At 71.8% G+C, this 23,089-nt stretch carries 18 protein-coding genes; 7 read left to right on the top strand and 11 right to left on the bottom strand.

Going from position 1 to position 23,089, the window contains the following annotated elements; translation table 11 throughout:
* Window positions 1-65: 65 nt before the first annotated feature.
* From ABZ272_RS27210 to ABZ272_RS27195, 4 genes are read left to right on the top strand one after another with little or no spacing between them, the layout of a single operon-like run.
* Window positions 66-1,034, top strand: a complete 969-nt coding sequence (locus tag ABZ272_RS27210; RefSeq protein WP_355052761.1) for a sugar ABC transporter permease — start codon at window positions 66-68, stop codon at window positions 1,032-1,034.
* Between the two features lies 1 nt (window position 1,035).
* On the top strand, window positions 1,036-1,917 hold the full coding sequence (locus ABZ272_RS27205) for a carbohydrate ABC transporter permease (protein ID WP_355052760.1): 882 nt from the start codon (window positions 1,036-1,038) through the stop codon (window positions 1,915-1,917).
* Complete coding sequence (gene yicI / locus ABZ272_RS27200; protein ID WP_355052759.1) at window positions 1,914-4,154, top strand: alpha-xylosidase; 2,241 nt, start codon at window positions 1,914-1,916, stop codon at window positions 4,152-4,154. Before ABZ272_RS27205 ends, yicI begins: the two co-directional genes overlap by 4 nt.
* Complete coding sequence (locus ABZ272_RS27195) at window positions 4,151-5,560, top strand: GH1 family beta-glucosidase (RefSeq protein ID WP_355052758.1); 1,410 nt, start codon at window positions 4,151-4,153, stop codon at window positions 5,558-5,560. The genes yicI and ABZ272_RS27195 overlap by 4 nt, the downstream gene beginning before the upstream one ends.
* Window positions 5,561-5,725: 165 nt before the next feature.
* Here the strand turns inward: ABZ272_RS27195 and ABZ272_RS27190 are convergent, their stop codons facing one another.
* Entirely contained in the window at window positions 5,726-6,319 is a 594-nt protein-coding gene (locus ABZ272_RS27190) for an NTP transferase domain-containing protein (protein WP_355052788.1), read from the bottom strand.
* A gap of 171 nt (window positions 6,320-6,490) precedes the next feature.
* Complete coding sequence (locus tag ABZ272_RS27185; protein ID WP_355052787.1) at window positions 6,491-8,200, bottom strand: bifunctional 3'-5' exonuclease/DNA polymerase; 1,710 nt, start codon at window positions 8,198-8,200, stop codon at window positions 6,491-6,493.
* A 99-nt stretch (window positions 8,201-8,299) separates the two neighbouring features.
* Here ABZ272_RS27185 and ABZ272_RS27180 point away from each other — a divergent pair, with 99 nt between their 5' ends.
* Window positions 8,300-10,024, top strand: coding sequence for an ABC transporter ATP-binding protein (locus tag ABZ272_RS27180; RefSeq protein WP_355052786.1), 1,725 nt, complete (start codon window positions 8,300-8,302; stop codon window positions 10,022-10,024).
* Window positions 10,025-10,074: 50 nt separating this feature from the next.
* Complete coding sequence (locus ABZ272_RS27175) at window positions 10,075-11,766, top strand: ABC transporter ATP-binding protein (protein WP_355052785.1); 1,692 nt, start codon at window positions 10,075-10,077, stop codon at window positions 11,764-11,766.
* A gap of 6 nt (window positions 11,767-11,772) precedes the next feature.
* On the opposite strand, the gene ABZ272_RS27170 is transcribed toward ABZ272_RS27175, so the two are convergent.
* The 5 genes from ABZ272_RS27170 to ABZ272_RS27150 are packed head-to-tail and all read right to left on the bottom strand — an operon-like array spanning window position 11,773 to window position 16,794.
* On the bottom strand, window positions 11,773-12,702 hold the full coding sequence (locus tag ABZ272_RS27170; RefSeq protein WP_355052757.1) for a carbohydrate ABC transporter permease: 930 nt from the start codon (window positions 12,700-12,702) through the stop codon (window positions 11,773-11,775).
* On the bottom strand, window positions 12,702-13,610 hold the full coding sequence (locus ABZ272_RS27165) for a sugar ABC transporter permease (RefSeq protein WP_355052756.1): 909 nt from the start codon (window positions 13,608-13,610) through the stop codon (window positions 12,702-12,704). Before ABZ272_RS27165 ends, ABZ272_RS27170 begins: the two co-directional genes overlap by 1 nt.
* Before the next feature lie 18 nt (window positions 13,611-13,628).
* A complete protein-coding gene (ngcE, locus tag ABZ272_RS27160) occupies window positions 13,629-15,068 on the bottom strand; it encodes an N-acetylglucosamine/diacetylchitobiose ABC transporter substrate-binding protein (RefSeq protein WP_355052755.1) in 1,440 nt (479 codons plus the stop codon).
* 26 nt (window positions 15,069-15,094) lie between these two features.
* Window positions 15,095-15,844 (bottom strand): SIS domain-containing protein, encoded by a 750-nt coding sequence (locus ABZ272_RS27155; protein WP_355052754.1) that lies wholly within the window; start codon window positions 15,842-15,844, stop codon window positions 15,095-15,097.
* Window positions 15,841-16,794, bottom strand: coding sequence for a MurR/RpiR family transcriptional regulator (locus tag ABZ272_RS27150; RefSeq protein ID WP_355052753.1), 954 nt, complete (start codon window positions 16,792-16,794; stop codon window positions 15,841-15,843). Before ABZ272_RS27150 ends, ABZ272_RS27155 begins: the two co-directional genes overlap by 4 nt.
* A gap of 205 nt (window positions 16,795-16,999) precedes the next feature.
* Between ABZ272_RS27150 and ABZ272_RS27145 the strand changes: the two genes are divergently transcribed.
* Entirely contained in the window at window positions 17,000-17,986 is a 987-nt protein-coding gene (locus tag ABZ272_RS27145) for a BadF/BadG/BcrA/BcrD ATPase family protein (protein WP_355052752.1), read from the top strand.
* A 501-nt stretch (window positions 17,987-18,487) separates the two neighbouring features.
* On the opposite strand, the gene ABZ272_RS27140 is transcribed toward ABZ272_RS27145, so the two are convergent.
* The 4 genes from ABZ272_RS27140 to ABZ272_RS27125 form a co-directional block, all read right to left on the bottom strand.
* Entirely contained in the window at window positions 18,488-19,975 is a 1,488-nt protein-coding gene (locus ABZ272_RS27140; RefSeq protein ID WP_355052784.1) for a CoA-acylating methylmalonate-semialdehyde dehydrogenase, read from the bottom strand.
* 68 nt (window positions 19,976-20,043) lie between these two features.
* On the bottom strand, window positions 20,044-21,342 hold the full coding sequence (locus ABZ272_RS27135; RefSeq protein WP_355052751.1) for an aspartate aminotransferase family protein: 1,299 nt from the start codon (window positions 21,340-21,342) through the stop codon (window positions 20,044-20,046).
* 101 nt (window positions 21,343-21,443) lie between these two features.
* A complete protein-coding gene (locus tag ABZ272_RS27130; RefSeq protein ID WP_355052750.1) occupies window positions 21,444-22,160 on the bottom strand; it encodes a hypothetical protein in 717 nt (238 codons plus the stop codon).
* Window positions 22,157-23,041, bottom strand: coding sequence for a hypothetical protein (locus tag ABZ272_RS27125; RefSeq protein ID WP_355052749.1), 885 nt, complete (start codon window positions 23,039-23,041; stop codon window positions 22,157-22,159). Before ABZ272_RS27125 ends, ABZ272_RS27130 begins: the two co-directional genes overlap by 4 nt.
* Window positions 23,042-23,089: the final 48 nt, after the last annotated feature.

The raw sequence follows: 23,089 nt of genomic DNA, 5'->3' as shown, positions 1-23,089 counted from the left end.
CGGCGAGCGGCGGGCGCGGCCGGCACGACCGGAGCGCCCGCCCGCACCGCCGGGAAGGATCTCCCATGGCAGTCTCCGAGACCGTCGCCGTCACACCGTCGACGGCGACGCCCACCCCGCCGACACCCCGCCGCCGACCTCGCGGCCGTGACGCGGCGTACTGGCTCTACCTGCTCCCCGGGGCAGCGCTCTTCCTCCTGGTCATCGGCGCGCCGCTGGTCGGCACCGGCTACCTGTCGCTGACGAAGTGGTCCGGGATCGGCGACCCCACCTTCATCGGGTTCGACAACTACCAGCGGCTGCTGGACGACGAGGTGTTCTGGGCGTCGTTCCGCAACACCGTGGCGATGATCGTCGCGATGGTGGTGGTGCCCACCCTGCTGGGGCTGCTGCTCGCCTCGGTGCTCTTCGACGTCATCGGCCGCCGGTTCCAGCCGCGTACGGCCGCCGGCCTGCGGGCCGCCTTCTACCTCCCGCAGGTGCTGCCGGTGGTGGTCGCCGGCATCGTGTGGGGCTGGATCCTGCGCCCGGACGGCGCGTTCAACAGCCTGCTCGACGCGGTCGGCCTCGGCGCGCTGCGCCACGACTGGCTCGGCGACCCGGACACGGCGCTGCCGGCCGTGATGGCGGTGATGATCTGGGTGCAGATCGGCTACCCGGTGGTCGTGTTCATGGCCGCGTTGCAGCGGGTGGACCCGGAGCTGTACGAGGCGGCCGAGGTCGACGGCGCGAACTGGCTGCACCGGTTCCGGGCGATCACCCTGCCGCAGATCCGGCCGGAGACCTTCGTGGTCGCCCTGACCTGCACCATCGCGGCGTTGAAGGTGTTCGGGCCGATCTTCGCGCTCACCCGGGGTGGCCCGGAGAACGCCACGAACGTGCCGTCCTACTTCGCCTACTACACCTTCTTCAAGAAGCTCCAGGTCGGCTACGGCTCGGCGATCTCCACGGTGCTCACCCTGATCATCGTCGTGGTGGCCGGGATCTTCATCTGGTGGCAGGCGCGCACCGAGCGCCGGGACCGGGGGTTCTGACATGGCCGTGACTCTCACCCCGGCCCCGACGCCGGTCCGCCGGCCGGTCCGCGACCGGCACCACCGCGGCGTGAGCCGCTGGGTCGTGCTCGCCCTGGTCACCGTCGGCGCGCTCGTCATGCTGGTGCCGTTCGCGTTCATGCTGCTCAACGCGTTCAAGTCGCCCGGTGACTATTCGTCGGCCGGGCCGCTGAGCTGGCCCAGCGAGTTCTACACGAAGGGCCTGCGGACGTACTGGAACGAGGTCGACTTCCCGCTCAAGCTGTGGAACTCGGCGCTCATCGCCGGTTCCGTGGCGGTGCTCGGCGTCCTCGTGTCGCTGCTGAACGCGTACGCCCTCGGCATCGGTCGGGTCCGTGGCCGACTGTGGATCGTCGGGCTGTTCCTGTTGGCCAACATGCTGCCGCAGGAGGCGCTGATCTACCCGCTGTACTACGTGGCGAAGGAGGTCGGCCTCTACAACACCCGGCTCGCGGTGATCATCATCTTCACCGTGATCCAGAGCGCCTTCGGCACGTACCTGCTGGCCTCGGTCCTGGGCACCTTCCCGCGCTCGCTGCTGGAGGCCGCCGCCCTGGACGGCGCGGGCAAGTGGACGGTGCTGTGGCGGGTGGTCTTCCCCAACCTGCGACCCACCCTGGCCGTACTCCTCATCTTCTTCTTCATCTGGACCTGGAACGAGTTCCTCATCCCGCTGGTCATGCTGATCGACAACCAGACGCAGACCATCCCGGTCGCGCTCGCCTCGTTGCAGGGCGACCGTCTGATGGACGCCCCGACGACGAACGCCGGCGCTCTGATCAGCCTGGTGCCGGCCATCCTCTTCTTCCTCATCTTCCAGCGCACTCTGGCGCGCGGCATCACGGCAGGAGCCGAGAAGTGAAGTTCACCGACGGGTACTGGCAACTGCGCCCGGGGGTCAGCGTGCTGCGCCCCGGCGCGGTGGAATCGGTCGAGCCGGACCAGAGCGGCTTCACCGTCTTCGCGCCGGCCGGTCAGATCACCGGTCGGGGCGACACCCTGAACCGGCCCGTCGTCACCGTCCGGTTCTTCTCCCCCGCGCCGGGCGTCATCGGGGTGACCATCGGTCACCACAGCGGCGGGCTCCCCCGCGAGCCGCACTTCGAGTTGACCGCCGACAACGACCAGCCGGTCACCGTCGACATCACCGGCATCACCGCGTCGCTGACCAGCGGCGAACTGACCGCGCGGGTCGCGCTCGTCGACGGCTGGCGGGTCCAGTTCCGGCACGGCGACCGGTTGCTCACCGCGTCCACCGCGCGCAGCGTCGGGATCGTCACCGACGGCCGGGGCCGCCGGCACGTGCACGAGCGGCTCGCCCTCGGCGTCGGCGAGACGGTGTACGGGCTGGGCGAGCGCTTCGGCCCGTTCGTCAAGAACGGCCAGACTGTCGACATCTGGAACGCCGACGGTGGCACGGCCAGCGAGCAGGCGTACAAGAACGTGCCGTTCTATCTGAGCAGCGCCGGCTACGGGGTCTTCGTGGACCACCCGGAGCACGTGTCGTTCGAGGTCGGCTCGGAGGTCGTGGCGCAGAACCAGTTCAGCGTCGAGGGCCAGTCGCTCACCTACTACGTCATCGACGGGCCCACCCCGAAGGACGTGCTGCGCCGGTACACGGCGCTGACCGGGCGACCGGCCCGGGTCCCCGCCTGGTCGTACGGGCTGTGGCTCTCCACGTCGTTCACCACGTCGTACGACGAGAAGACCGTGACCGAGTTCGTCGACGGGATGGTCGAGCGGGACCTGCCGCTGTCGGTGTTCCACTTCGACTGCTTCTGGATGCGCCAGTTCCACTGGGTCGACTTCGTCTGGGACCCGGCGACCTTCCCCGATCCGGAGGGGATGCTGCGCCGCCTGCACGAACGCGACCTGAAGGTGTGCGTCTGGATCAACCCGTACATCGCGCAGCGCTCGTACCTCTTCGAGGAGGGCCGCCGGGCCGGCTACCTGGTCCGCAACCCGGACGGCTCGGTCTGGCAGTGGGACAAGTGGCAGGCCGGCATGGCGCTCGTCGACTTCACCAACCCGGACGCGGTCGCCTGGTTCACCGGCAAGCTCAAGGTCCTGCTGGACATGGGCGTCGACTGCTTCAAGACCGACTTCGGTGAGCGCATCCCCACCGACGTGGTGTGGCACGACGGCTCCGACCCGCAGCGGATGCACAACTACTACTCCTACCTCTACAACAAGGCCGTCTTCGAGTTGCTGGAGGCCGAGCGCGGCGAGGGCGAGGCGGTGGTGTTCGCCCGCTCCGCCACGACGGGTGGGCAGCAGTTCCCGGTGCACTGGGGTGGGGACTGCGAGGCGACGTTCGTCGCGATGGCGGAGTCGCTGCGCGGCGGGCTGTCCCTGGCGGCGTCCGGCTTCGGCTACTGGAGCCACGACATCGGCGGCTTCGAGGGCACCCCCGACCCGGCCGTGTTCAAGCGGTGGATCGCCTTCGGTCTGCTCTCGTCGCACTCGCGGCTGCACGGTTCCGGCTCGTACCGCGTGCCGTGGGCGTACGACGAGGAGGCCGTCGACGTGCTGCGGCACTTCACCCGGCTCAAGCTCAGCCTGATGCCGTACCTGGCGGCAGCGGCCGAGGAGGCACACCGCGACGGAATCCCCATGATGCGCCCGATGATCGTGGAGTTCCCGGACGATCCGGCCGCCGCGCACCTGGACCGGCAGTACATGCTCGGCTCCGACCTGCTGGTCGCGCCGGTGCTCAGCGCCGACGGTCAGGTCACCTTCTACGTCCCGGCCGGAACCTGGACGCACCTGCTGACCGGCGCCCAGCTCACCGGTCCGGCCTGGGTGACCGAGAAGCACGAGTTCGACAGCCTGCCGGTGCTCGCCCGTCCGGGCGCGGTCATCGCGTTCGGCGCGCGCTCCGACCGGCCCGACTACGACTGGGCGGACGGTGTCCGCCTGTGCCTCTACGCCCCGGCCGAGGGGCAGCGGCGTCGGGTACGGATTCCGTCGCCCGGTGAGGGGGCCGGCGCGGAGTTCGAGGTAGGTTTCCGCGACGGCGTGGCCAGGGCGGAACTGGTGGCGGGTGAATCGTCGGCGTACCACTGTGTGGTGGCCGGGACGGAGGTGGCAGGACAGTGACGGCACATGCCTTTCCGGAGAGTTTCCTGTGGGGTTCGGCGACGGCGGCCTACCAGATCGAGGGCGCGGCCAGCGAGGACGGCAGGGGCCCGTCCATCTGGGACACCTACAGCCACACCCCGGGGCGGACGCTGAACGGCGACACCGGTGACGTGGCCGCCGACCACTACCACCGCTGGGCGCAGGACCTCGACCACGTCGCCGAGCTGGGCCTGGCGGCGTACCGCTTCTCGATCTCCTGGCCCCGGGTGCAGCCGGGCGGCTCCGGCCGGCTCAACCAGGCCGGCGTGGACTTCTACTCCCGGCTGGTCGACGGCCTGTTGGAGCGCGGCATCCGCCCGGTGGCGACCATGTACCACTGGGACCTGCCGCAGGAGTTGGAGGACGCCGGCGGGTGGCCGGTACGGGACACGGCGCTGCGCTTCGAGGAGTACGCGGCGGGGATCGTCGCCGCGCTCGGCGACCGGGTGCACACCTGGACGACGCTCAACGAGCCGTGGTGCTCGGCGTACCTGGGTTACGGCTCCGGCGTACACGCGCCGGGTCGGACCGAGCCGGCGGCGGCGCTGGCCGCCGTACACCACCTGAACCTCGCGCACGGCCTGGCCGGTCGCGTGGTCCGGGAGACGGCGCCGACCGCCGAGCTGTCGGTGACGCTGAACCTGCACGTCATCCGCCCGGCCTCGGACGTGGCGGCGGACGTCGACGCGGCCCGCCGCATCGACGCGCTGGCCAACCGGGCGTTCCTCGGGCCGATGCTGAACGGGGCGTACCCGGCCGACCTGCTGGCCGACACGGCCGCTGTCACGGACTGGTCGTTCGTGCGCCACGGCGACGAGAAGGTGGCCGCCGTGCCGCTGGACGTGCTGGGCGTCAACTACTACTCCAGCACCCTGGTCCGCGCCTGGGACGGGCACTCGGCGCGCTCGGACGCCGACGGTCACGGCGCGTCGGCGCACTCGCCGTGGGTGGGCGCGGACGACGTCGACTTCCTGCCGCAGCCCGGTCCGTACACGGCGATGGGGTGGAACATCGACCCGCCGGCGCTGACCGAGCTGCTGCTGCGGCTCCAGCGCGAACATCCCGGCCAGCCCATGATGATCACCGAGAACGGCGCGGCGTTCGACGATGTGGTGTCGGCCGACGGCCGGATCCACGACGACCGGCGGATCGACTACCTGCGTCGGCACATCGGCGCGATGGCCGAGGCCCGTGCCCAGGGCGCCGACGTACGCGGCTACTTCGTCTGGTCGTTGCTGGACAACTTCGAGTGGGGTTACGGCTACGACCGCCGCTTCGGGATCATCCGGGTCGACTACGACACCCAGGAGCGCACCTGGAAGGACAGCGCGCACTGGTACCGACGCCTCGCCACCACCGGCCAGTTGGATCCGCCCTCGGAGTAGTCGGCCCGGCTCCACCGACCGGCAGCAAGGGTGTTCGGCCCCTTTGCTCTGCTTCAGCGGAGGCAACACCTGGTGTCCGGATAACGGACGCACGGTGTTGCGCGGGTTGAAGCAGAGCAAAGGGGCGACAGGTGGGTGCTGCCCCCGCCGATGTCAGGCGTGCGACTACACGCCGACGCGCTGCGGCGGGACGGTGAGGCCGTAGAGCTCCATCAACTCCGGGCTGTCGACCCGGCTGCCGTCGGCCACCGAGTCGCAGGCGATGTCGACGATCTGGTCCTTGTGCGCCAGCAGGTACGGCCGCGCGCCCACGTCGGCGCTGGCCAGGGTGGCGATGCCGGACCAGTGTCGGCGGCCGAACAGCATCGGGTAGCCGCGCAGCCCGTCGTAGGTGGCGCACACCAGCACGTCCGGGTACGGCAGCGCGGCCACCCGGCGTACGGCCGCCGCGGTCAGGCCCGGCATGTCGACCGGCACCACCACCACCGCCTCGATGCCCGCGTCGTCCATCGCGGCCAGACCGGCGCGAATGGACGAGCCGACCCCGGTGCCCCACGCCTTGTTGACCACCACGGTGGCCTTGCCCAGGTCGGCGGTCTCCCGGACCTGGTCGGCCGCGGCGCCCAGCACGATCACGATCTGCTCGCAGCCTGCCTCGGTCATCGTGTCGATCATCTGGTTGACCAGTGGCTTCTCGCCCTGGTGCAGCAGCGCCTCGGGACCGCCGATACGGCGTCCACCACCTGCGGCGATGATCATTCCTGCGATCCGGTTCAGCTGGGCCCCCTCAAGCACGGGACCGACCGTGACCGGCCGGCCCCTCCTACGGACACTGCAACGAGGAGAGCCGCGCACGGGTGGCGGGGCGAAAAGGGAAAATAGTGCAACCGTTACGCAACGGACGGCTACCGAACCCGGCGGCCAGGCCGGTCAGGCGGCGTCGGCGTAGCAGTCGACGATGGACAGATCGAGCGGGAAGCGCACCGGAGTCTCGCCGAAGAGCAGCGCGGTGGCCCGCTCGCCCGCCCGGCTCACCGCGGCCGCCACCGTCTCGGCCTGCTCGGCGGGCGCGTGCACGATGACCTCGTCGTGCTGGAAGAAGACCAGTTCGGCGTCGGCGCCGGCCAACTCGGCGCGCAGGGTGGCCAGCAGCGTCGAGGCCCACTCCGCGGCGGTCGCCTGGATGACGAAGTTGCGGGTGAACCGTCCCCGGGACCGCGCGGCACGCGCACGCGGGCTCTGCCGGTCGGCGGCGGCGTCCGGGTCGATCGGCCCCTCGTCCGGGTCGGCGGGCCCGACGCCACCCGGCGGGCACGTCCGACCCAGCCAGGACCGCACGAGGCCGCCCGCCTCGCCGGTACGCGCCGCCGCCTCCACGTAGCCGAACGCCGTCGGGTAACTGCTCTTCAACACCGCCAGCGCGGGCACCGCCGCCCCGCCGGTCTGCCCGTACATGGCGCCCAGCAACGCCACCTTGGCCCGGGGACGGTCACCACCGAACGACTCCCGCGCCAGGGCGGCATAGAGGTCGCCGGCCCCACCCGCCGCCGCCAACCGCGCGTCCCCGGAGACCGCGGCCAGGACGCGGGGCTCCAACTGGCCGGCGTCGGCCACCACGAGCCGCCAGCCCGGGTCGGCCACCACCGCCCGCCGGATCACCTTGGGGATCTGCAACGCGCCACCGCCACGGGTCGCCCAGCGGCCGGAGACGACCCCGCCCGGCACGTACTCCGGCTGGAACCGCCCGTCGCGCACCCACTGCTCACGCCAGGACCAGCCGTGCGCCGTCCAGATCCGGTACAGCTCCTTGTATTCCAGGACCAACGGCACCGCCGGGTGGTCGACGCCGCGCAACACCCAGGCCCGGGTGTTGGGTAAGTCCACGCCGGCCCGGGCAAACGCCTTGAGCAACTCGGCCGGGGAGTCGGCGTGCAGCCGCCGGACGCCGAACGCGTCGGCGATCCGGGCCGCCAACTCGGCCAACCGGCGCGGCGGCCCGCCGACCGGGGACGGCTCACCCAGCAGCTCGGCGAGGATCTCGTCGTGCACGTCGGCACGCCAGGGCAGCCCGGCGGCACCCATCTCGGCAGCGATCAGGGCGCCAGCCGACTCGGCGGCCACCAGCAACCGGAACCGGCCGGGGTGCTCGGTCCGCAAGGCCCGGGCGAGCTGATCGGCGTACACCTGGGTCAGTGCCTCGAGGCCCGGGCCCGGCGGGCCCGCCAGCGTGTCGAAGAGCGCGCCCTGGCCGTGCCCGGGCGGCGCGGCGGCACGCGGCGGTGGGTCGGCCGGCACCGGCCCGCCGGTCAGGCGGGCCCAGGCGGCGGCCAGCGCGCGGGGCTCGCCCCACCGGCCGGCGTGCCCGAGCAGCAACGCCTCGGTCAACTCCACGTCGTGGCACCGCTCGACCCGCACCCCGGCCCGCAGCAGCGCCGGGTAGATCGTGCCCGCGCTCGCCCAGACCCAGCGCGGGCGCGAGACCGCCTCCCGGGCGGCCACCGCAGACGCGAGGTCGGTGACGGACTCGGTCGGGCCGGCGGGGCGGCCGGCGGCGTCGAGCGGGCACAGCTCTCCCCCGCCCTGCTCATCTGCCACCACCGCCACCAGCACGAATGTGATTCTGCCTTCCCCCTCCGACAGGAAAACGGGTCGGTGGGTCGGCCCACCGCTCGGTAGCGTTACCGGGTGCCCGTCCAGATCCCGCACCCCGACCCTGGCACCCCCGACACCCGTGGTCCGATGCGGTACCTGTGGTGGCTGGTGCGTCGCCAGCCCGGCCGGGTTTTGCGCGGCAGCCTGCTCGGCACGGCCTGGATGGTCGGGTTGTCGGTCCGGCCCTACCTCATCGCCCGGGCCGTCGACGACGGGCTGCGCGGCCGCGACTCCCGTGCCCTGATCCTGTGGGTCGCGGCGATCGTCGTGGCGGGAGTGGGGTTGTCGTACCTGGGCATCATGCGGCACCGCACGATGACCTTCATCCGCGAGGACGCCAAGGCCCGCTCCGCCGAGGTGCTGCTGCGTCACCTGTCCCGGGTCGGCGCGGCGCTGCCACGCCGCTCCGCCGCCGGTGAGGTGGCCACCGTCGGCGGGTCCGACATCGAGTGGACGGCGCAGGTGCTGACGCTGACCGGTCCCGGGGTCGGGGCGGTCGTCGCGTACGCGGTCATCGCCGTGGTGCTCTGGTCGATCTCCCCGGTGCTGGCGCTCTGTGTGCTGGTGGGCATGCCGGCGGTCGGGCTCGTCGTCGGGCCGCTGCTGCGCCGGCTCGAACGGGTGGAGTCGGTCTACCGCGGGCAGCAGGGCGCGCTGACCGCCCGGTCCGGCGACATCGTGGCCGGGCTCCGGGTGCTCGCCGGGGTGGGTGGCCGGGACCTCTTCGCCCGCCGGTACGCGGCCCGATCGCAGGCCCTGCGGGCCGAGGGCTACCGCGTCGGAGCGGTGATCAGTTGGATCGACGCGGCGACGGTCGCCATCCCCAGCCTCTTCCTGGCGGCGGTGGTGTGGCTGGCCGCGCGGATGGCCGTCACCGGCGACGTCACGGTCGGCGAGCTCGTCGCCGTCTACGGCTACGTGGCGACGCTGATCGTGCCGGTCTGGTTCCTGTTGGAGGGCAGTCACCAGCTCATCCGGGGTCGGGTCGCCGCCCGGCGGATCGCCGGCCTGCTCCGGCTCGCCCCGGACGACGTCGGTGGGCCGGGCCGCCGGTGGCCGGCCGGTGTCCCCGGCGCCCGCGACCCGCACGCCGTCCCCGCGCCGACCGGCCCGGCCAACCTGCACGACCCGTCGACCGGGCTCAGGGTACGCGCCGGCCGGCTGACCGCGGTGGCCGCCGACGACCCGGCCGACGCCGTGGCGCTGGCCGACCGGCTCGGCCGGTACGTCACCAGCGACGTCACCTGGGGCGGCGTGCCGCTGACCGCAGTCGCCCTGGACGAGGTCCGGGCCCGGATCCTGGTCGCCGACCACGACTCGTACCTCTTCGCCGGCACGCTGCGCGACGTGCTGAGTCCCGGGGCCGACGACGACGAGATCCGCGCCGCCCTGCGGACCTCGTCGGCCGACGACATCGTCGACGCCCTGCCGGCCGGGCTGGACACCCCGCTGGACGCCCGGGCCCGGACGCTGTCCGGCGGTCAACGCCAACGGGTACGGCTGGCCCGGGCGCTGCTCGCCGAGCCGGAGGTGCTGATTCTCGTCGATCCCACCTCGGCCGTGGACGCGCACACCGAGGCCCGGATCGCCGAGCGGCTACGGACCGCGCGGGCCGGGCTGACCACGGTTGTGCTCGCCACCTCGCCCCTGCTGCTCGGCCGCGCCGACGAGGTCGCGCACCTGAGCGCGGGTCGGATCACCGCCACCGGCACCCACGACGGCCTGCTCGAATACGTCCCCGGTTACCGGCACCTGGTGGCCCGGGGCAGCGACGACGAGCAGCACTCCGACGCCGAGGAGGCGCACCGGTGAGCCGCCTGCCGGTCGCGGATCGCGGCACCGTACGCCGCGCCCTGCGAGACATGATCAGCAGACATCGTCGGGCGGTCGGCGTCGTGCTGGCCCTGCACAGCGCCGCCGCGCTCGCCGGGCTCGCCCCGCCGTGGCTGCTGGGCACCATCGTCGACCGGGTCACGGCCGGCGCGGGCGTGGCGACGGTCGACCGGCTGGCCCTGGCGATCGCCGGCTGCGTCGTGGTGAGCGCGCTACTCGCCCGGTACGCCCAGTACGCCGGTCACCGCTTCGGCGAACGCGCCGTCGCCGAACTGCGCGAACAGTTCGTCGACCGGACGCTCGCCCTGCCCGTGTCGGTCGTGGAGCGGGCCGGCGCGGGGGATCTGGCGACCCGCAGCTCGGTGGACGTGGCGACCGTCGGCACCACGGTCCGGGACGTGGCGCCCACCATCGTCATCGCCTCGGTGCAGTTGACGTTGCTGTTCGGCGCGGTGTTCCTGCTGCACCCGCTGCTCGGGCTCGCGGCGCTGGCCGGTCTGCCGTCGATCGTGGCGGCGACCCGGTGGTACCTACGGCGGGCCAGCTCCGCGTACCTCACCGAGGGCGCGGAGGCGGCCGAGCTGACCGAGGCGTTGACGACCACCGCCGAGGGCGCCCGCACGGTCGAGGCGCTGCGGTTGGCCGACGACCGCGTCCGGTACGGCACCACCCGCGTCGCCCGGCTGTGGCAGGCCCGCCGGGCGACACTCGCGCTGCGTACCGTGTTCTTCTCGGTGGTCGAGGCCAGCTATCCCCTGCCGATCGCCCTGGTGCTCCTGGTCGGCGGCTATCTGCTCTCCGCCGACCTGGTGTCCCTCGGGTCGGTGGTCGCCGCCGCGCTCTACCTGCAACAGGCCATCGACCCGATGGACCGCCTGTTGCAGTGGACCGAGCAGGCGCAACGTGGGTTCGCGTCGTACGCCCGGGTGCTCGGGGTCGGGCTGGTCCCACCCGAGTCGCCAGGCGGCACGGCCACGTCACGGGGCGAGCGGCTCGTCGTGGCCGAGGCGCGGTTCTCGTACGCCGACGGCCCCGACGTGCTGCACGGCATCGACCTGGAGGTGCGGCCCGGCGAACGGTTGGCGATCGTCGGCCCGTCGGGCGCGGGCAAGTCCACGCTGGCCCGGCTGCTCGCCGGGATCGACGCGCCCCGGCAGGGCGTCGTCAGCATCGGCGGTTGCCCGGTCACCGACCTGGACCCGGCCGAACGGCGACGGCGGATCGCCCTGGTCACCCAGGAACACCACGTCTTCATCGGCTCGGTCCGCGACAACCTCGCGTTCGCCGCCCCGGACGCCACCGACGACCAGATGCGCGCCGCGCTCGCCATGGTGGGCGCCGACTGGTTCGACGCGCTGCCCGACGGTCTGGACACGGCGCTCGGCGACGGCGCCCGGCAGCTCGGCGCGGCCGAGGCCCAGCAGGTGGCGCTGGCCCGGTTGGTGCTCGCCGACCCGCACACGCTGATCCTGGACGAGGCGACCGCGGCCCTCGACCCGAGCACCGCCCGGCGGACCGAGCGGGCCCTCGCGGCGGTGCTCGTCGGACGGACGGTCATCGCCATCGCGCACCGGCTGAACACCGCGCACGACGCCGACCGGGTGGCCGTCCTGGCGGACGGCCGGATCACCGAGATCGGTAGCCACGACGACCTGGTGGCGGCCGGCGGGGCGTACGCGGCGCTCTGGCGCTCGTGGCACGCCCGCGCCGACGCGCGGTGACCGGAGTTACTTGACCGCGCCGGAGGTGAGGCCCGCCTGGATCTGCCGCTGGAACACCGCGTACACGATGATCATCGGCAGGATGGCGATGGTCAGCGCGGCGAACAGCCCGGACCAGTCGGCCTCGTAGCCGGCGTTGACCGAGATGTCGGCGATGCCCTGGGTGAGCACCCACTTGTCCTTGGCGTTGGAGAGCAGCACCAACGGAAGCTGGTACTGCGCCCACTGTCCGATGATGTTGAAGATCGCCACGCTGATCAGGCCCGGCTTCGCCATCGGCATCATGACCTGGAAGAACAGCCGGGTGTGCCCCGCGCCGTCGATCATCCCCGCCTCGGCGACCGAAGTCGGCAGCGTCTTGAAGAACGCGGCCAGGAAGAAGATCGTGAACGGCAGCGAGTAGGCGATGTAGACCAGGATGACGCCCTGGTAGGTGTCCAGCATGCCGAGCTGCTTCACCACGAAGAAGAGCGGCACCAGGGCCAGGAACACCGGGAACGCCAGCCCCGAGACGAACAGGTAGTAGATCGCCCGGTTGCCCCAGAACTTGTAACGCGCCAGCACGTACGCGGCCATCGAGCCGAGCAGCATGGTGCCGAAGGTGCTGCACGCGACCACGAAGACGCTGTTGAGGAAGTACCGGCCGACGTTCGCCTTGGTCCACGCCCGGCCGAAGTTCTCCCAGCGCAGCTCGGCCGGCAGGGTCCATGGACTGCTGAAGATCTCGCTGGTGTTCTTGAACGCGGCGAGGAACGTCCACAGGATCGGGACGATCACGATCACCGCCCACACGGCGAGCGCGATGTGCCCGAGGCTGGCGAAGAGCCGTACCTCCGAACGAGGGCCCTTGCCCCGCCGGCCGCCGGTCGCGGACGGATCGCCGGTCTTCGGCGGTAGCGCCGCCGGCGTCGGCGGCAGCGTCGACTGCGGGTTCATCAGTACTCCACGCTTTCCCGCTTGGTGAGCCGCAGCGTCAGCGCCGCGAACGTGAGGGTGAGGAAGAACAGCGCCACGCCCATCGCGGAGGCGTAGCCGTACTTCGAGTAGACGAACGCGTTGCGGTAGATCTCCATGGCCAGGACGGTGGTGGCGCCGTCCGGGCCACCACCGTCCACCGAGAGCACGGCCACGATGGCGAACGCGTCGAACGCCGCGATGCCCAGGTAGACCCACGCGACCTGGAGCGTGTCCCAGAGCAGCGGCAGGGTGACCCGGAAGAACAGCGTCACCTTCGTCGCCCCGTCCATCTCCGCGGCCTCGTAGATCTCACCCGGGATGGAGGCCATCCCGGCCGAGAAGAGCACCACGTAGAAGCCGACGGCCTGCCAGACCAGCACCGCGAGGATCGACCAGAGGGCCAGGTTCGGCTTGATGAGGAAGAGGATCGGCTCCAGGCCGAACTTCATCAGCACACCGTTGATCAGACCCGACTCGTTCGGCCGGTAGACCATCTGGAACAGCACCGCGATGATCGCCACCGCCAGGACCTGGGGGAAGAAGAACACCACCCGGTAGAACTTCGCCCCCCAGACCCCCTGGCGTTGACCGCCGCTGCTCTTGCCACCCACGTTGAGCAGGAAGGCGAAGAACAGCGCGATGGCGATCGTGATCAGCGGCAGGGCAAGCAGCAGTACGCCGTGGTGCTGGACCGCCTTCCAGAAGGCCCCGTCGTCGAGCAGCTTCCGGTAGTTGTCGAAGCCCACCCACTGCGGGGCGGAGAGCCCCCGCCAGTTGGTCATCGAGATCTGGAACGCCTGCGCGTACGGCCAGATCACGAATGTCACGTACAGCGTGACCGGGAGGAACAGGAACCCGACCACGAAGGGATACTTGCCGTGCCGCATGACCCTAGCTCCGATCGATCAGCGCTTGAACTTGGCGACCGAGCTGTCCTTCTTGATCGCGTCGGCGCGCTTCTGGATCCGCTCCACGAAGGCGTCCGCGTTGATCCGGCCGAACATCAGCTCGTTGGTGGCGCTGCGCGCCTCCGTGTCGAGCTCCTTGTACCAGCCGTCGAAGTACAGGTTGAACACGTCCTGGCCGGCCGCCTTGAGCGCGGCCTGCGAGCTGGCCACACCGGGCGGGAAGGCGAAGCCCTCCGAACCGGCGGTGACCACGGTCGGGGCCTTGACCACCTCGGTGAAGCCCTTCGCACCCTCCTTGGACAGCATCTGGCGCATGTACTCCAGACCGCCCTTGGGGTTCTTGCTCTTGGCCGAGACGAAGTAGCCCTCGCCCGCGGTGGCCCGCAGCGCGGTGGCCGGCAGCTTGTCCGACGCGGTGAGGCTCGGCACCGGCATGAGCTGGTAGTCGAAGCCGGCCGGGGTGTCCTGCTTCTGCTCGCCCTCCAGCCAGTCACCACTGGGGTACAGGGCCACCTTGTACTGGTTCTGCCGCAGCTGCACGTCGGTGTGCTTGAGCCCCTCGAAGCTCTTGTCGCTGAACTTCGCCCCGACCTCGGCCCACGCCGCGGCGGCCTGCTTGACCGCGTCCTGCTTCCAGGCGCCGTCCTCCAGGTTGTCGATGTTCTTCAGCACGTCCGTGCCACCGATCTTGGCGGCCTGGGTGAGGATCACGTTCCACTGGTAGTAGGCCGCGTTCGCGCCCGCGTACCCGTACGGCGTGATGCCCTTGGCCTTGATGGCGGTGAGCAGCTTGATGAAGTCGTCCCAGGTCTTCGCCGGCGCCCAGCCGTTGTCCTTGAACAGCTTGGCCGAGTACCAGATGCCGAAGACGGTGGAGACGTAGTACAGCACGTACGGCTTGCCGTTGAACGAGCCCGCCTCGACGGTGCCCGGCACCACGGTGTCGCGGACCTTCTTGGCCGGGTCGTCGACCGACGGGGCGTCCCACAGCTCGGTGAGGTCCTGGAGCTGACCGTCGGCGACCAGCGAGCCGAAGTCGATCAGCTTCTCGCCCGAGTTGTTGACGAACTCCGGCGGGTTGCCGGACGCGAACCGCGGCTGAAGCACCGTGGAGACGGCCTGCGTGGACTGGTGCTTGATCTCCGCCTTGGGAAACGCCTTCTTGTACAGCGGCTCGTGCACGTCGGTCGCGTACTTCTCGCCGTAACCGCCGTTGAAGATGATCACCTCGATGGGAGCGTCCTCCTTGACGCCCAGCGGGTTCTTCTCGCTCTTGGTGCCTTCGGCGGCCTTCTCATTGTCCTTGTCACCGCCGCTGCTCGTCGCGCAGGCGCTGAGCAGGCCGATGGCCGGGGTGGCGAGCATGCCCACGGCGGCGGCGCGACGCAGCACCGTGCGGCGGTCGAGCGCGGCCGGGTGCTCGGGGGTAATCGACATCGTCGTCTCTCCTTGTGGAATTCGGGTCAGGCCGTACGCCGGAGACGTCCGGCGTACCGCGACTCGAGGGCGATGTTGTGCTCGTCCCCACCGGGGACGTTGGCGGAGAGGTAGATAGGGGGTACCTCCCCGGCCTGGTGGAACCGTCGTACGACCTCAGCGGTCAGCAACTGCGCCAGCAGCGCCGTGGTGACCGAGGAGACCGCACAGACCGCGCCGCCGCCCTCGAGCGGCAGCAGTGCGTCACCGTACGGCGCGCCGTTGTCCAGCACGACGTCGGCGAGGTCGGCGAGCCGTTGACCGGACGGGTGCCGTGGCGCCACCCGCGCGGTGTGCTCGACCGAGGTGACCGCGATCAACGGGTGACCGCGCTCGGTGACCAGCGCCGCCAGCTCGACCACCGAGCCGTTGATGCCGGACTGGGACGCCACCACGAACACGTCGCGCGGCTGGGGCGCCGCGAGCGCGTAGATCTGGTGGGCGATGGAGGGATCACGTTCCAGCTTCGGGTCGGCGAGCACGTCGCGTGGGGCGTCGCCGTGCACCACCAGGTCCCGTACCGAGAGCCGGTTCGTGGGGACCAGCCCGCCGGCGCGCGCGACCAGCTCGGCGGCGAACGCCTCGGAGTGCCCGGCCCCGAACGCCTGGAGCACGCCGCCGGCGCGCAGGCTGTCGGTGATCAGGTCGGCGGCCCGGGTGATCCCGTCGGCCTCCGAGTCGAGCAGGCGGTCGAGCACCGGACGGACCGCGTCCGCGTACCCCTGTGCGCTGATCATGAGAGGACCCCCTTGGCGGCCTTGTGCCCGTCGACGGCCTGCGCGGTACGCCGGAAGGCCGCGTGGGCGCGGTCGTGGGTGCGCTGTGCGACGGCGATGTAGAGCAGGTCGAGCACCACCAGTTGCGGGTGGCGGGCGGAGAGCGCGTCCGGCCGGAAGGTGGTCGCCTGGCTGGCCGTGAGTAGCACGATGTCGGCCAGCTCGGCCAACGGCGAGCGGGGGAAGCCGGTCAGGGCGAGGGTCGTGGCGCCCCGACTGCCCGCCTCGGCGAGCATCTCGATGGTCTCCCGGGTCTGGCCGGTGTGGGAGATGCCGAGCGCCACGTCGCCGGCGCCGAGCAGCGCGGCGCTGGCCAGCCCCTCGTGCACGTCGCTCCACGCCCAGGCGGCCACCCCGATCCGGTGCAGGCTGAACTGCATCTCCTCGCCCACCAGGGCGCTGCCGCTGGCCCCGAAGATGTTCACCCGGGTGGCGCCGGCGATCGCCACGGCGGCGCGTTCCACCTCGCCGAGGTCGAGCAGCGCGGCGGTGTCGTGCATGGCCCGGGTGTCGGCGGCCATGATCTGGTCGAGGACCCGACCGAGGGGGTCGTTCGGCTGGATCTCACGGCCGATGTCGACGGTCCAGCCGGCCGAGCGGGCCCGGCCGGTCTCGGCGGCGATGCCGAGGCGCAGGTCGGCGTACCCCTCGAAGCCCATGGCCCGGCAGAAACGGGTGATGGTGGCCGGTGAGGTGCCGCTGCGCTCGGCCAGTTCCACGATGGTCGAGCGCGCCGCGGCCTCGGGGTCGCTGAGCACGTGCTCGGCGACCCGGCGTAGCGCGCCGGTCAGCTCGCCGAGCCCGTTGCGCACCCGGGCCAGCACCCCGTCGGAGGCCGCGCTCCTTCGGTCGATCGCGTGGGCGTCGACCACCGCGGTCCCCGCGGCGGTGTCCACCTCGTGATCAACCATGGGACGCCTCACCTTTCCGAAAAGACTGTTAACTGTTAGTGGTAAAAGTTCTTACTGAACGGCCCTCCGTGTCAAGACTGTGGGCGAAGTTTTCAAACTGTTACCTGGCGCACAAGCCTCGCGGTCCCTCCGGAGTTGCCCCACGCGGCCGTGCCGACCAGCATGAACAGGCCCGTGACCACGCAGCGCAAGGAGGCCCGTGCCGATGTCCGACACCGTCGTGGTCGGTCTCGACGTCGGGGGTACGTCCACCCGGGCGACCGCCCTGACCCTCGCCGGCGAACGCCTCGGCACCGGCAAGGCCGGCGGTGGCAACCCCACCAGCCACGGTGCAGAACGGGCCGCCGCCGAGGTGCTGACCGCGCTGCGCGCCGCGCTCGCCGACGTCGACCCGAACCGGGTGGCCGCCGGCACCATCGGGCTGGCCGGAGCGGCCCGGCTGCTCGCGGACCCCGCCGGACGCGCCGCCTTCGACTCCGCCTGGCACGACGCCGGCCTGCGCTGCCCGTACGCCGTGCACGGCGACGCCCTCGTCGCCTACGCCTCCGGCACCGCCGAGCCCGACGGGACGATCCTCATCGCCGGCACCGGCGCGATCACCGCGCAGGTCGTCGACCTGCGGCTCGACCGGGTCGCCGACGGGCACGGCTGGCTGCTCGGCGACGCCGGATCGGGCTTCTGGCTCGGCCGCGAAGCGGTCCGCCGACTCCTCGCCGACCTGGACGCCGGCCACGCTCCGGGCAGGCTGGGCGCGGCCGTGCTCACCGAACTCGTGGGCAGCGCCGACGTGGCCCGCCGCAGCCGCGACACGGTGGACGCCACGATCCAGGCGGTCACCCGGCGACCACCGATCGACCTCGCCCGGCTGGCGCCGCTCGTCGTCACCGCGGCGACCGACGGCGAACCGGTCGCCACCGCCCTGATCGCCGAGGCCGCCGCGCACCTGGCCGAGAGCGTCACCCGCATCCGCCCGGCGGAGTCGACGACGCCGGTCGTGCTCGGCGGTGGACTGCTCATCGCGGACACCCCGCTCGCCAGCGCCGTCCGCGCCGAGATCGGTCGACGCTGGCCGACGGCGCCCCTGCGTACCGCCGGCGACGGCGCGGCCGCAGCCGCCTGGCTCGCCGCCCGCGACCTCCCCGAGGTCACCGACCCGGCAGCCCTGCACACCCTCCTCTTCCCCACCCCCTGACCCGGGCCCCACCCGCTGACCGGACTGCAGCCGGTCATGATCGTGCTCGAACCAGGATGTAGTGGTCTCACGCGACGAGGAGGGGACTACATCCAGGATCGAGCGCGATCAAGGCGGCGCCCGACCCTCCCCATGCGCCCAGACCCGCCCCACCCGCCGTCTAGCGACCAAGATCCGCGCACGTTCGGTGAAACTGCTGCCTCAGAACGCGCCGAGCCAACAGTTTCACCGAAGTTGCGCGGATCTTGGTCAGCATGGCGTGCGCCGGACCCCCCAAAACCCACCTCCCCCACCCAAGCCCTCACCCCGGTGATCAAGAGGTTCGCGTCAGCGAGAGCGCGATCAGTGACGCAAACCTCTTGATCACCGCGACCGGGTGGGCCGGGTGGGGTGGGTGGGGTGGGTGGGGTGGGTGGGGTGGGTGGGTGATCGGTATCGGTCAGGTGGTGGGCTTCGTTCGGGGGCCGGGCGGGGTCGCACCGTTCTCGACGGTGTGGCCGGTCAGGTTTGGGTGGGGAAGCCGAGGTTGACGCCACCGTGGCGCGGGTCCAGCCAGCGGCTGGTGACCACCTTGCTCCGGGTGAAGAAGCGCACCCCGTCCTCGCCGTGGGCGTGCAGGTCGCCGAAGAGGGACGACTTCCAGCCGCCGAACGAGTGGTACGCCATGGGCACCGGGATCGGCACGTTGATGCCGACCATGCCCACCTCCACCTCGTGCTGGTAGCGGCGGGCCGCCCCGCCGTCGTTGGTGAAGATCGCCGTGCCGTTGCCGTACGGGCTGGCGTTGACAAGTGCCACGGCCTCGTCGTACGAGCCCACCCGCACGACGCTGAGCACCGGCCCGAAGATCTCGTCGGTGTAGATCGACAGGTCCGGGGTCACCCGATCAAAAAGGGTCGGGCCGAGCCAGAAGCCGTCGGGGTCACCGTCGGGCGTCACCGTCCGCCCGTCGACGACCGGCACCGCCCCGGCGGCCACGCCCGCGTCCACGTAGGACCGGACCCGCTCGGCGTGCGCGGCGGTGACCAGCGGTCCCATGTCGCAGCCCCGCCGGCCGTCACCGGTGCGCAGCCCGGCCATCCGGGCGGCGATCCGCTCCACGAGGGCGTCCGCGACCGGCTCCACCGCCACCAGCACGGAGATGGCCATGCACCGCTCCCCCGCCGAGCCGAACCCGGCGTTGACCGCCGCGTCCGCCGCCAGGTCCAGGTCGGCGTCGGGGAGCACCACCATGTGGTTCTTCGCCCCACCGAGCGCCTGCACCCGCTTACCGGCGGCGGTGCCGCGTTGGTAGACGTGCCGGGCGATCGGGGTGGAGCCGACGAACGACACCGCGCGCACCTCGGGGTGGTCCAGCAGCGCGTCGACCGCCTCGGCGTCGCCGTTCACCACGTTGAACACCCCGTCGGGCAGGCCTGCCTCGGCGAACCACTCGGCCAGCAGCAGCGCCGCGCTCGGGTCCTTCTCGCTCGGCTTGAGCACCACCGCGTTCCCGCAGGCCACCGCCACCGGCACGAACCACAGCGGCACCATCACCGGGAAGTTGAACGGCGAGATCACCGCCACCACGCCGAGCGGCTGCCGGATCGTGTACGAGTCGACCTCGGTGGAGACGTTCTCGCTGAACGCGCCGCGCAGCGCCGAGGGCATTCCGCACGCGTACTCGATGACCTCCAGGCCGCGCTGCACCTCACCGGCGGCGTCGGCGAGCACCTTGCCGTGCTCGGCGGTGATCACCTCGGCGAGCCGGTCCCGGCGGGCGTGCACCAACTCCCGGAACGCGAACAGCACGGCGGACCGCCGGGCCAGCGACGCGTCGCGCCAGGTCCGGGCCGCTTGGGCGGCGGCCCGCACCGCGACGTCCACGTCCGCGGTCGAGGCCAGCTCGACCTCGGCGGTACGACGACCAGTGGCCGGATCGAACACGTCACCCCGCCGCTCGGACGTGCCGCCGACCCGCTTGCCGTCGACGAAGTGGCCGATGCTCACGCCGCCCGGACCGCCGATGCTGGTGCCGCCCAGACCGCCCGTGCTCACGCCGCCCAGACCGCCGGTGCTCATGCCGTCACCTCCGCGGACGAGCGGATCGCGTCGACCAGGATCGCCAGGCCCTCGCGGGCCTCGTCCTCGGTGAGCGTCAACGGTGGACCCATCCGCAGCACGTTGCCGTAGAGCCCGCCCTTGCCGGTGAGCAGACCGCCGTCGCGGCACGCCTCGAAGACCCGGTTGGTCAACGCCGGATCCGGCTCGCCGCTGCCCGGCCGGACGAACTCGACGCCGAGCATGAGCCCCTTTCCCCGTACCTCGGCGACGCAGTCCAGACCGCCCACGGCGGACCGCAGGCCGTCGGCGAGGATCGCGCCGACGCGGGCCGCGTTCGCCTGGAGGTCGTGCGCGACCAGGTAGTCGAGCACCGCGTTGCCGGCCGCCGTCGAGATCGGATTGCCGCCGAAGGTGGAGAAGCTGATCCCCGGCACCGCCTGGAGCACCTCGGCCCGGCCGACCACCCCGGCCAGGGCGAACCCGTTACCGATGCCCTTGGCGAAGGTGAGCAGATCCGGGGTCACGCCGTGCGCCTGGTAGCCCCAGAAGTGCTCCCCGGTACGCCCCCAGCCGGTCTGCACCTCGTCGGCGATGAACAGGATGCCGTGCTCGTCGAGGACCTTCTTCCAGGCCGCGAAGAGCCCGTCCGGTGGGTGCACGAACCCGCCCACGCCCTGGATCGGCTCGGCGATCAACGCGGCCACGTCGCCGGACGTCTGGGTGGCCAGCACCTCGCGCAGGTCCTCCACGGCCGCGTCGACCTGCTCGTCGGCGCTCAACCGGGCCAGCAGGCCGCGTACCCGGTCACCGGAGTGCAGCCAGGCCACCTGCAACGGATTGAGCGCGCTGGCCGACCAGGTGCGGTTGCCGGTGACGCCCATCGCCGCGTACGACCGGCCGTGGTAGCTGTTGCGCACGGCCAAGACCTGGTGCGAGCGGCGGTGGTTGGTGGCGACCAGCAGCGCCGCCTCGTTCGCCTCGGTGCCCGAGTTGGTGAAGAAGACCCGGGCATCCGGGATACCGGAGCGCTCGGCGATCTTCTCGGCCAGCTCGACCTGCTGGCGGATCAGGTAGAGCGTCGAGGTGTGCACGATGCCGGTGGCGAGCTGCCGCTCGACGGCCTCCCGGATCTCCGGGATGTCGTACCCGAGCATGTTGGTCAGCACGCCGCCGAAGAAGTCCAGGTAACTGCGGCCCTGCGCGTCGGTGACCCGGCGGCCGGAGCCGGAGACCAGCTCGATCGGCTCGGCGTAGTACAGCGGCATCCAGGGTGGGAGAACGGCCCGGTGCCGGGCCAGCAGGTCGTCGGTCATCGTGGCACCCTTCAGCGGCGTTCGTGGATACCGCACGCTCCCACCGGCGGCCGGTGTGGACAACTGTCAGGGTGTAGCGCAGAGCGGGTAGGACCTGACACTCAGGCGGCGGGCGGACGCCACGGCAGGTGCAGGACGGCGGCGACCACCGCGAAGGCAGCCCAGCCGGCCCCCAGCGCGCCGGCCGTCGAGACGTCCTGGACGTAGTGGTACGCGGTGAGGAAGGCGACCAGCGCGAGACTGTTGCGGGCGAAGTGCACGGTGAACTCGGACAACTGGTGTCGCGCCTCGACGGCCACCAGCACCCCCGAGTACGGGAACGTCACCACCATTCCCCGCAACACGGCCCCGAGCAGCGCGGTGAGGATCGCCCCCACGAAGATCACCGCCAGCTTGAGCGGTACGGGCAGCCCTGCTGCGGCTGACCCGTCAGCGGTGACGGTGACCGGTCGGGCGCGATGGCGGCGCAGCAGCATGGCCGTCGCCCAGAGCACGAGCGTGCCGGCGAGGGCCGCCTCGAACGGAACGTCGACGGCCATCAGGCCGGCGCTCAGCGCCACGTAGACGCCGATCCCCGCGCCGTCGGCGAGCAGGATGGGCCAGCGCAGCCGCCGGTGGGTGACCGCCACGGTGACGAAGAAGAGGTTGAGCCCGAGCACGCCGAGCACCTGCGCGCCGTCGACGTCGTACCCGGTGGTCACCAGGGCCAGCGTCATCGGCAACGGAAGGCTGTAGACCAGCGCCCGGAGCCGTACCGAGCGGATCACGCTCACCGCCCCGACCACGGCCGTCACCAGCAGGACGGCGCTCCACGTCATGGCGTCGGCGTCGGGTCCTCGAACGTCGCCGCGCTCGCGCAGGCGTCGAACACCCGGGTCAGTCGCTCGACGTCGGCGCGGTTGACGGAGAACTGGTTCTCGCCGATCTCGCCGTGGGCGGTCATCCGGGCCTCCCAGCAGCTCGACGAGTCCCAGAGCGTCAGGTTGACGAGCAGGTGCGGGCCCACCGCGCCGAAGGGCAGCAGCCCCACCCGGGCCCCGGCCGCACGTTGCCGACCGGCCAGGTCGGACAGTTCGTCGGTCAACGTGGCGTAGACGAAGACCCGGGTGATCCGTACGCCCCGCCGCAGGGCCTCGACGTTCGCCTCCCAGTAGCGGCGGCCGATCTCGCTACGCCACCAGCTCAGCTCCCCGCTCGCCCGGGGCATCACGTTTGTCAACGCGTCCAGCCGGTGTACGCAGGCGCGGGTCGCGCCGAGCAGGTCCTCGGCCTCGTCGCCCCGCCGGATGACGCGCCCCTGCGCGAACTGCTCGGCCTCCAGCCGGAACTGCTCGTAGCGTCGCCGCGCCTCCACCGCGACCCGCGTGCCGGCGTGCTGCTCCGTCGCCTCCCGCATCGCGACGACCACCTCGGTGGCGGTGTGCGCGAGCCACGGTGGACCCTCCAGCAGCGTCCGCAGGTGGAACCGGCGTTCCGCGCGGGCCAGCGAGTCCACCAGCAGCGAGATGGTGATGCCCATCAGGCCGGCCAGCAGCGACTCCACGCCCGAGGCCGCGCCGGTGAGGTCGAGCAGGACGCTGAGGGTGATCGACAACGTGATGCCGACCAGCGCCACCGGGTCGGTGTGCGCCACCAGCCGGAGGAAGCCGCTCGCGGAGGGGCCGCCCCCGCGCCGTGGGCGCGCACCGTCACGGGTCATCGAAGTCCCCCCATCAGCCGCTGCGGCCAGCGTAAACATCAGCCACAA

The organism is Micromonospora sp. NPDC005979, from assembly GCF_040614415.1.
Taxonomy (GTDB): Bacteria; Actinomycetota; Actinomycetes; order Mycobacteriales; family Micromonosporaceae; genus Micromonospora.
This window is presented reverse-complemented; position numbering and strand designations above follow the sequence as displayed.

What these genes read in the sequence shown, in the direction of transcription:
- ABZ272_RS27210 (WP_355052761.1), top strand. Translation starts at nt 66, where the DNA reads ATGGCAGTCTCCGAGACCGTCGCCGTCACACCGTCGACGGCGACGCCC.
- ABZ272_RS27205 (WP_355052760.1), top strand. Translation starts at nt 1,036, where the DNA reads ATGGCCGTGACTCTCACCCCGGCCCCGACGCCGGTCCGCCGGCCGGTC.
- ABZ272_RS27190 (WP_355052788.1), bottom strand. Translation starts at nt 6,319, where the DNA reads ATGATCATCGCCGCAGGTGGTGGACGCCGTATCGGCGGTCCCGAGGCG.
- ABZ272_RS27180 (WP_355052786.1), top strand. Translation starts at nt 8,300, where the DNA reads ATGCGGTACCTGTGGTGGCTGGTGCGTCGCCAGCCCGGCCGGGTTTTG.
- ABZ272_RS27175 (WP_355052785.1), top strand. Translation starts at nt 10,075, where the DNA reads ATGATCAGCAGACATCGTCGGGCGGTCGGCGTCGTGCTGGCCCTGCAC.
- ABZ272_RS27170 (WP_355052757.1), bottom strand. Translation starts at nt 12,702, where the DNA reads ATGAACCCGCAGTCGACGCTGCCGCCGACGCCGGCGGCGCTACCGCCG.
- ABZ272_RS27165 (WP_355052756.1), bottom strand. Translation starts at nt 13,610, where the DNA reads ATGCGGCACGGCAAGTATCCCTTCGTGGTCGGGTTCCTGTTCCTCCCG.
- ngcE (WP_355052755.1), bottom strand. Translation starts at nt 15,068, where the DNA reads ATGTCGATTACCCCCGAGCACCCGGCCGCGCTCGACCGCCGCACGGTG.
- ABZ272_RS27155 (WP_355052754.1), bottom strand. Translation starts at nt 15,844, where the DNA reads ATGATCAGCGCACAGGGGTACGCGGACGCGGTCCGTCCGGTGCTCGAC.
- ABZ272_RS27150 (WP_355052753.1), bottom strand. Translation starts at nt 16,794, where the DNA reads ATGGTTGATCACGAGGTGGACACCGCCGCGGGGACCGCGGTGGTCGAC.
- ABZ272_RS27145 (WP_355052752.1), top strand. Translation starts at nt 17,000, where the DNA reads ATGTCCGACACCGTCGTGGTCGGTCTCGACGTCGGGGGTACGTCCACC.
- ABZ272_RS27135 (WP_355052751.1), bottom strand. Translation starts at nt 21,342, where the DNA reads ATGACCGACGACCTGCTGGCCCGGCACCGGGCCGTTCTCCCACCCTGG.
- ABZ272_RS27130 (WP_355052750.1), bottom strand. Translation starts at nt 22,160, where the DNA reads ATGACGTGGAGCGCCGTCCTGCTGGTGACGGCCGTGGTCGGGGCGGTG.
- ABZ272_RS27125 (WP_355052749.1), bottom strand. Translation starts at nt 23,041, where the DNA reads ATGACCCGTGACGGTGCGCGCCCACGGCGCGGGGGCGGCCCCTCCGCG.